This window comes from Streptomyces sp. NPDC058274, assembly GCF_042881375.1.
Classification (GTDB): Bacteria; Actinomycetota; Actinomycetes; order Streptomycetales; family Streptomycetaceae; genus Streptomyces.
The window spans coordinates 65,941-73,081 of sequence record NZ_JBHVXW010000025.1 but is presented as its reverse complement, the minus strand read 5'-3'; the positions used below and the strand labels follow the sequence as shown (position 1 = coordinate 73,081).

At 71.9% G+C, this 7,141-nt stretch carries 8 protein-coding genes; 4 read left to right on the top strand and 4 right to left on the bottom strand.

Annotation, left to right across the window (positions count from 1 at the left end; genetic code table 11):
- Nucleotides 1-126: 126 nt before the first annotated feature.
- Both ACFVYF_RS34270 and ACFVYF_RS34265 read right to left on the bottom strand, forming a co-directional pair.
- On the bottom strand, nt 127-585 hold the full coding sequence (locus tag ACFVYF_RS34270; RefSeq protein WP_389461713.1) for an ATP-binding protein: 459 nt from the start codon (nt 583-585) through the stop codon (nt 127-129).
- 386 nt (nt 586-971) lie between these two features.
- On the bottom strand, nt 972-1,943 hold the full coding sequence (locus tag ACFVYF_RS34265; protein ID WP_389461711.1) for a heavy metal transporter: 972 nt from the start codon (nt 1,941-1,943) through the stop codon (nt 972-974).
- Nucleotides 1,944-2,028: 85 nt separating this feature from the next.
- On the opposite strand from ACFVYF_RS34265, the gene dapE reads away from it, so the two are divergent.
- Together dapE and ACFVYF_RS34255 are read left to right on the top strand one after the other, a co-directional pair.
- The gene (gene dapE / locus ACFVYF_RS34260; protein ID WP_389461710.1) at nt 2,029-3,108 is read left to right on the top strand and encodes a succinyl-diaminopimelate desuccinylase; all 1,080 of its coding nucleotides are present in this window, start codon (nt 2,029-2,031) and stop codon (nt 3,106-3,108) included.
- Nucleotides 3,109-3,218: 110 nt separating this feature from the next.
- A complete protein-coding gene (locus ACFVYF_RS34255) occupies nt 3,219-3,977 on the top strand; it encodes a TIGR00730 family Rossman fold protein (RefSeq protein WP_389461709.1) in 759 nt (252 codons plus the stop codon).
- Nucleotides 3,978-4,142: 165 nt separating this feature from the next.
- On the opposite strand, the gene folP is transcribed toward ACFVYF_RS34255, so the two are convergent.
- Complete coding sequence (gene folP, locus ACFVYF_RS34250) at nt 4,143-5,003, bottom strand: dihydropteroate synthase (RefSeq protein WP_389461708.1); 861 nt, start codon at nt 5,001-5,003, stop codon at nt 4,143-4,145.
- Between the two features lie 148 nt (nt 5,004-5,151).
- Here folP and ACFVYF_RS34245 point away from each other — a divergent pair, with 148 nt between their 5' ends.
- Together ACFVYF_RS34245 and ACFVYF_RS34240 are read left to right on the top strand one after the other, a co-directional pair.
- Entirely contained in the window at nt 5,152-5,502 is a 351-nt protein-coding gene (locus tag ACFVYF_RS34245; protein WP_389461707.1) for a DivIVA domain-containing protein, read from the top strand.
- Nucleotides 5,499-6,077, top strand: a complete 579-nt coding sequence (locus tag ACFVYF_RS34240; protein ID WP_389461706.1) for a DNA-3-methyladenine glycosylase I — start codon at nt 5,499-5,501, stop codon at nt 6,075-6,077. Before ACFVYF_RS34245 ends, ACFVYF_RS34240 begins: the two co-directional genes overlap by 4 nt.
- A gap of 21 nt (nt 6,078-6,098) precedes the next feature.
- Here the strand turns inward: ACFVYF_RS34240 and ACFVYF_RS34235 are convergent, their stop codons facing one another.
- A complete protein-coding gene (locus ACFVYF_RS34235) occupies nt 6,099-6,905 on the bottom strand; it encodes an enoyl-CoA hydratase/isomerase family protein (protein WP_389461705.1) in 807 nt (268 codons plus the stop codon).
- Nucleotides 6,906-7,141: the final 236 nt, after the last annotated feature.

The following is a 7,141-nucleotide window of genomic DNA, read 5'->3' as shown; positions in this document are numbered from 1 at the left end:
TGCCCCGCCGCGCCCCGGCGTTCCCTGCCGTCCTCCTCCTTCTGCCGACCGGCGCGGCCCCCTACGCCTCGGGGGGTGCGTTTTACCAACCCCCCCCCCACCCCCGTCGCCGTACGGCCGCGCGTGTCAGCCGAGCGGCAGGCTCTGCACCGGCAGCTGCTCCGTCGGCAGGCCCTGCGTGGGCAGGCCGCCCTTCGTCAGGGAGTCCGTCGGCAGGCCGCCGCCCGTCGCCTTCGCGGTGTCACCGAGCAGGCCGCCGGCCGAGCCCGCCGCGTCCCCGGCCGCCTTCTGGGCGGCGGGCGTCGCGGTCTTGGCGACCTTCCCACCGGTCTTGCCCGCGGCGGGCACGGCCTTCTTGACCGCCTTGCTGCCCGCGGTGCCCGCGAGGTCGGTGGTGTGCTCGGCGGCACCGTCGACGGTGTTGCCGACCTGCGCGCCGTCCAGGGCGGTGAGCCCGCTGAGGCTGGGGGTGGCAGGCAGTTCGGCTGCCGCGCTGGCGGAGCCGGCCGCACCGACCACGGGCGCCGCTCCCGCTGCGATGAGCAGCGCGGCGCGGGCGATCCGGCGGGTCAGGGGGAGGGACATGATGCTCCTTAGACGGGAGAGAACGTTGAAGTGTCCGACCGCGCCCGGCAGTTGACCGACGTGCTGCCGTCCGGCGACCGAGTTCCGACTGGCTGTCGGAGGACCGGCGGTCGACCGTCCGGCGGTTGATCGTTCCGGGCTCGGACGCAGTGACTACCGCTCGAAGCCCGGGAAGGTTGCGGTGACCCGATGTAAAGAGTTGGTAATGCGTCGCATTATCGGCTGCGGATAAAAACGGGCAAAGAACACCCGGTCCGAAAGTCTGCTGAATCCTTACGGCCCTTTGTTCTCAAGGGATTTGGCGGTTATACGGGTGACTGCGCGAAAACCTGCGCACCCCATGGATTCGCCCCGAGGGGAGTGCCCCCAAAGGGTGAAGGCCCGTACTACTGCCCGGTGACGATTCGGACCTCGGCCGCGGACTTCGCGGACTTCTGTGCCCCCGAACCCGCACTCGTACTCCACGTGCTCCGGGAACGCCCGGCCGACCATTCCCGTCCGGCGTAGGAGACCTGTTCGATGTGCAAGGCGGAGGAGTTGGCGACGGCCCAGTGCGCCAGCTCCCAGCCGCGCTGGAGGGCCGTGCCCTCGGCGGTGGTCCCCTCGCGCACGGGGACGGTGACCGTGCGGGAGTCGCCCGCTCCGGGGGCCGCCTTCGGGGTCGGGGACTCCTCGACCGCGCCCACTTCCGCACCGGCTTCCTGGAGCACCGTGCGCCCGAAGTCCCGTACCAGCGCGGCCCGTACGGCGCTCGGGCCGCCGGTGGGGGTCGCGTCGGGGCGCCCCTCGCAGGTCAGCGTGGCGGCCGCGCGGCCGGTCAGGGCCGCCGCCAGCAGCGTGGCGTCCGGCTCGTGCTTCGCGTACGCCTGCGGATAGCCGCTGCGCTGCACGCGCTGCGCGGCGACGGTGAGCGGCAGCCGCGAGTAGCCCGGCACCTTGGCCAGATGCTCGTAGAAGACACCCGACGCGTACGTCGGGTCCAGGATCTCCTGCTGCGTGCCCCAGCCCTGCGAGGGCCGCTGCTGGAACAGGCCGAGCGAGTCCCGGTCGCCGTGGTCGATGTTGCGCAGCCCGGACTCCTGGAGCGCGGTCGCGAGGGCGATCGTGACGGCGCGCTCGGGCATGCCGCGGGAGGTGCCGATCGCCGAGATCGTCGCCGCGTTCGCCGCCTGCTCGGGAGTGAACTCGTAGGAGGCGCCGTCGTCCCTGCCGGAGACGACCTTGCAGCGGGGGGCGCCCGTGCCGCCCGTGACGTACTGCACGGCGAGATAGCCCGCGAGCGCGAGCAGCACGGCGACCGCCGCTCCGCAACGGAGGAGACGGCCGCGCCGGGTGGAGGTGGGGGACGGCTCTGGCACGTCGTACAAGGTACTGGAGGCCACCGACGGTGGTGCGCGGGCCTGTGGACGGTCGGGCGCCACCCGGAGCGTTAGGGTCGACGGCATGGCCGATACCCCGCTTGACCTCACGCTGGACGCTGCCGAGCTGACCGCCCGGCTCGTCGACTTCCCGTCGGAGAGCGGCAACGAGAAGCCGCTCGCGGACGCCGTCGAGACCGCGCTGCGCGCCCTGCCGCACCTGACGGTCGACCGGTACGGAAACAACGTGGTGGCCCGGACGAACCTGGGCCGCGCCGAGCGGGTGATCCTCGCCGGCCACATCGACACGGTCCCCATCGCGGACAACGTCCCCTCCCGCCTCGACGAGGACGGCGTCCTGTGGGGCTGCGGCACCTGCGACATGAAGTCGGGCGTGGCGGTCCAGCTCCGCCTCGCCGCCACGGTCCCCGCCCCCAACCGGGACCTCACCTTCGTCTTCTACGACAACGAAGAGGTCGCCGCACACTTGAACGGTCTGAAGCATGTGGCCGAGGCCCACCCCGAGTGGCTGGAGGGCGACTTCGCCATCCTCCTGGAGCCGACGGACGGCCAGGTGGAGGGCGGCTGCCAGGGCACGCTCCGGGTCTTCCTGAAGTTCAAGGGCGAGCGGGCGCACTCCGCGCGCGCGTGGATGGGCTCGAACGCGATCCACGCGGCGGCCCCGGCCCTCACCAAGCTCGCCGCCTACGTGCCGCGCAAGCCCGTCGTGGACGGCCTGCAGTTCCACGAGGGCCTCAACGCCGTCCGCGTCGAGGGGGGTGTCGCCACCAACGTCATCCCCGACGCCTGCACGGTCGTCGTCAACTTCCGCTACGCGCCCGACCGCAGCGAGGCGGAGGCGGAGGCCTTCGTGCGCGACTACTTCGCGGACTGCGGTGTCGACGAGTTCGTCGTCGACGACCACACCGGCGGGGCGCGCCCCGGTCTGACCCACCCGGCAGCGGCGGCCTTCATGGCGGCTGTCGGCGGCGAGGCCCGGCCCAAGTTCGGCTGGACGGACGTCGCGCGCTTCAGCGCCCTCGGCGTCCCCGCGGTGAACTACGGCCCCGGCGCCCAGTTGCTGGCCCACAAGACGGACGAGCGGGTCAAGGCCTCGCTGATCCCGGCGGCCGAGGAGCGGCTGCGGGCCTGGCTGACCTCCTGACGTCCCCGCGCGGGACCAGGGCGGTTCATGGCGGACATGCGCAGGTCCCCCCTCCGTAACCCGCGTAGATCTACGCTGGGGCGGAAGTACGGCAAGCGGAGGGAGCGGACATGGCTACCGGCAACCCCGAGGGCAAGAAGCGGCCACCGGAGGAGCAGCGGCTGGGACCGGTGCTGCGCAGGCGGGACCAGGTGCAGGCGAGCACCACGGACCAGCGCCTCCTGGACGCGGGCGGACCTTCCGACTGGGTGCACACCGACCCCTGGCGGGTCCTGCGCATCCAGTCGGAGTTCATCGAGGGATTCGGCACCCTTGCCGAACTCCCGCCCGCGATCAGTGTGTTCGGCTCGGCCCGTACGAAGGCGGACTCGCCCGAGTACGCGGCAGGGGTCGAACTCGGCCGCGGGCTGGTCGAGGCCGGCTTCGCGGTCATCACGGGCGGCGGCCCGGGCGCCATGGAGGCCGCCAACAAGGGTGCCTGCGAGGCGAAGGGCATCTCCGTCGGCCTCGGCATCGAGCTGCCCTTCGAGCAGGGCCTCAACAAGTACGTCGACATCGGGCTCAACTTCCGGTACTTCTTCGTCCGGAAGATGATGTTCGTTAAGTACGCGCAGGGCTTCGTGGTGCTGCCCGGCGGGCTCGGCACCCTCGACGAACTCTTCGAGGCCCTGACCCTCGTCCAGACCCAGAAGGTCACCCGCTTCCCCATCGTGCTCTTCGGCACGGAGTACTGGGGCGGCCTCGTCGACTGGCTCAGGAACACCCTGATCGCCCAGGGCAAGGCCTCCGAGAAGGACCTCCTCCTGTTCCACCTCACGGACGACGTGGACGAGGCGGTGTCCCTGGTCTCGAAGGAGGCGGGACGGTAGGGGATTTCACCCCTGCCGGGGCATTTCAGCCCGTCCGGCGTTTGAGGACGAGCGCGCAGCGCGATACGGGGGTCTGGGGGCGAAGCCCCCAGGTACGGGACGGGCAGGGGCGGAGGGGGCGAAACACCGCCCGTCACGGACGCCCCTGCCGCCCGCGGAGGAGGGCTAGGCCAGCCCCCGCCGGGCCACCGCCGGTGCCCGGTGCCCGGCGATGGACGCGACCATGTCGAGAACCTGCCGGGTCTCCGCGACCTCATGGACGCGGTACACCTGCGCCCCCAGCCACGCGGACACCGCGGTCGTCGCCAACGTCCCCACCACCCGCTCCTTGACGGGCTTGTCGAGGGTCTCGCCCACGAAGTCCTTGTTGGAGAGGGAGACCAGCACGGGCCACCCCGTGTCGACCATCTCGCCCAGCCGCCGCGTCGCCTCGAGACTGTGCCGCGTGTTCTTCCCGAAGTCGTGCCCGGGGTCGATCATCACCGACTCGCGCGGGACACCCAGCGACACCGCCCGCTCGGCGAGACCGAGGGTCACCTGGAGGATGTCGGCCATGACGTCGTCGTAGGCGATGCGGTGCGGACGCGTACGCGGCTCAGCGCGCCCCGCGTGCGTGCACACCAGCCCCACCCGGTACCGCGCGGCGATCTCCGCCAGCCGTGGGTCGACCCCGCCCCACGCGTCGTTCAGCACGTCCGCGCCCGCCTCGCAGACCGCCTCCCCGACCTCGTGCCGCCAGGTGTCGACGCTGATGATCACGTCGGGGAACCGGCGCCGCACCTCGGCGACGAAACCGACCGTCCGCCGGGCCTCCTCGTCGGCCGTCACTTCCTCGCCGGGGCCCGCCTTGACCCCGCCGATGTCGATGATGGCGGCGCCCTCGGACACCGCCTGCTCCACGCGGGCGAGCGCAGGTTCGTCGCGGAAGGTCGCGCCCTGGTCGTAGAAGGAGTCCGGGGTCCGGTTCACGATCGCCATGATCACCGGCTCGTGCGGGTCGAATTCACGCCTGCCCAGCCTGAGCATCCCCTGTGACCTCTCCTAGTACGTTCTGCTGTTCGGCCGCCTGCGACCCTAACTGTCAGACTCGCATGGCACGATCGGACCCTGGCACTTCCGATACTTTCCACGCCGACGCGCTCCGCGTCGGCACCAGAGCGTGGGGACCTCAGCGATGTTCATGTTCTTGTTCCTGGTCGTCGCGCTCGCCGTCGTGGTCGCCGCGGTGACCCTGGCCGTGGTGGGCGGCGGCGAGAGCGGCCCCCTGCCCGAGGCAGCGCCCGAGCGGCTGGCGGACCCCCTGCCGCTGGACCGCCCGGTGCGGCGCGACGATGTGGACCTGCTCCGCTTCCCGGTCGCCGTCCGCGGCTACCGCATGGCGGACGTCGACGACGCCCTGGGCCGGCTCGGTGCCGAGATCGCCGAGCGGGACGCCCGGATCGCCGGCCTGGAGGCCGATCTCGCCGGCGCTCGCGCGACCGCCGTCACCTCGCTGACCAAGCCGGCCGAGGAGGACCACCGGTGAGCGCCGCCCTCGCGGGCCCCGACGGTGTGCTGCGCTGTCCCTGGGCCCTGTCCACCGAGGACTACGTGGCGTACCACGACGAGGAGTGGGGCCGCCCGGTCCACGGCGACGACGCGCTGTTCGAGCGGCTGTGCCTGGAGGCCTTCCAGTCCGGCCTGTCCTGGATCACGATCCTGCGCCGGCGCCCCGGCTTCCGGGCCGCCTTCGCCGGCTTCGACATCGCCAAGGTGGCGACCTTCACGGAGGCCGACGCCGAGCGTCTGCTCGCCGACCCGGGCATCATCCGCAACCGCCTCAAGATCGAGGCCACGCTCGCCAACGCGCGGGTGCTGGCCGACTGGTCCCCGGGCGAGCTGGACGAGCTGATCTGGTCGTACGCCCCCGACCCGGCCGGCCGCCCGGCCCCGAGGACCCTCGCCGACGTGCCCGCCGTCACCGACGAGTCGACGGCCCTGTCCAAGGCGCTCAAGAAGCGCGGCATCCGCTTCGTCGGCCCGACCACGGCGTACGCGCTGATGCAGGCCTGCGGTCTGGTCGACGATCACCTGGTCGACTGCGCGGCCCGGGGCCGCTGACCCCGGGCCACCCGTGGCGGGCTACCGCCCCAGGTACTTCGGCTTCTCCTTGTTGACGAAGGCCTGCACCGCGATCGTGTGGTCCTCGGACTGGCCCGCCCGGCTCTGCAGCTCGTCCTCCTTCTCCAGGGTCTCGTCCAGCGAGTGGGAGAGACCGTAGGCGAGGGACTCCTTGAGGGCGGCATACGCGAGCGTCGGGCCGTCGGCCAGCGCGCGGGCCACCTTCAGGGCCTCGGCGGCCAGATCCGCGGCGGGCACGATCCGGTTGGCGATGCCCAGGTCGTACGCCTCCTGGGCGGTGATGCTGCGCGGGAAGAGCAGCAGGTCGGCGGCGCGGCCGGGGCCGACGACCCGCGGGAGGGTCCAGGAGACGCCCGAGTCGGCGGTCAGCGCGACGCCCGCGAAGGACGTGTTGAAGGCCGCCGTGTCCGCGACGATCCGGTAGTCCGCGGCCAGCGCGAAGCCGAAGCCGGCCCCGGCCGCGATGCCGTTGACGGCCGCGACGACCGGCTTCGCCGCGCCGGCCAGGGCGCGCACGATCGGGTTGTAGTGCTCGTGCACCGTGCTCATGACGCCCTCGGTCGCGCCCGACTCGTGCGCCGAGAGCAGACCGCCCACGTGTTCCTTGAGGTCCTGGCCCACGCAGAACGCCCGGTCGCCCGCGGCGGTGAGCAGCACGGCTCGTACGGAGCCGTCCGCCGCGGCCGCCTGTGCCGCGTCCCGGAAGGCGGCTTTGGTCTCGTTGTTCATCGCGTTCATCGCCTCGGGGCGGTTCAGCGTGATCGTCGCGAGTCCGTCGCTCACCTCGTAGAGCACGGTGTCGGCCATGATGGGTCCCCTCCGGTGTCGCGGCTCGGCCGTACCGCTGGGTACGGCTGCTTCCGAGGACAGCATGGCGGAGATGACCGACGGTGGCGCGGGCCGGACATGTGACCTGCGTCAAAGAATTCCGAGCCGTGGAAGTCCATGCGGCGGCGCAGTATCGCAGTCACATCGCCGAATTGAGTGGTTTTGCTCAAGCGCGTTGCGCAAGCGATGCCGACTGATGTTGGTCATCGGGTCCT

Bases quoted from the DNA above. Each gene is read 5' to 3' on its own strand.
- folP (WP_389461708.1), bottom strand. From the start codon at position 5,003: ATGCTCAGGCTGGGCAGGCGTGAATTCGACCCGCACGAGCCGGTGATC.
- ACFVYF_RS34235 (WP_389461705.1), bottom strand. From the start codon at position 6,905: ATGGCCGACACCGTGCTCTACGAGGTGAGCGACGGACTCGCGACGATC.
- ACFVYF_RS34270 (WP_389461713.1), bottom strand. From the start codon at position 585: ATGTCCCTCCCCCTGACCCGCCGGATCGCCCGCGCCGCGCTGCTCATC.
- dapE (WP_389461710.1), top strand. From the start codon at position 2,029: ATGGCCGATACCCCGCTTGACCTCACGCTGGACGCTGCCGAGCTGACC.
- ACFVYF_RS34255 (WP_389461709.1), top strand. From the start codon at position 3,219: ATGGCTACCGGCAACCCCGAGGGCAAGAAGCGGCCACCGGAGGAGCAG.
- ACFVYF_RS34245 (WP_389461707.1), top strand. From the start codon at position 5,152: ATGTTCATGTTCTTGTTCCTGGTCGTCGCGCTCGCCGTCGTGGTCGCC.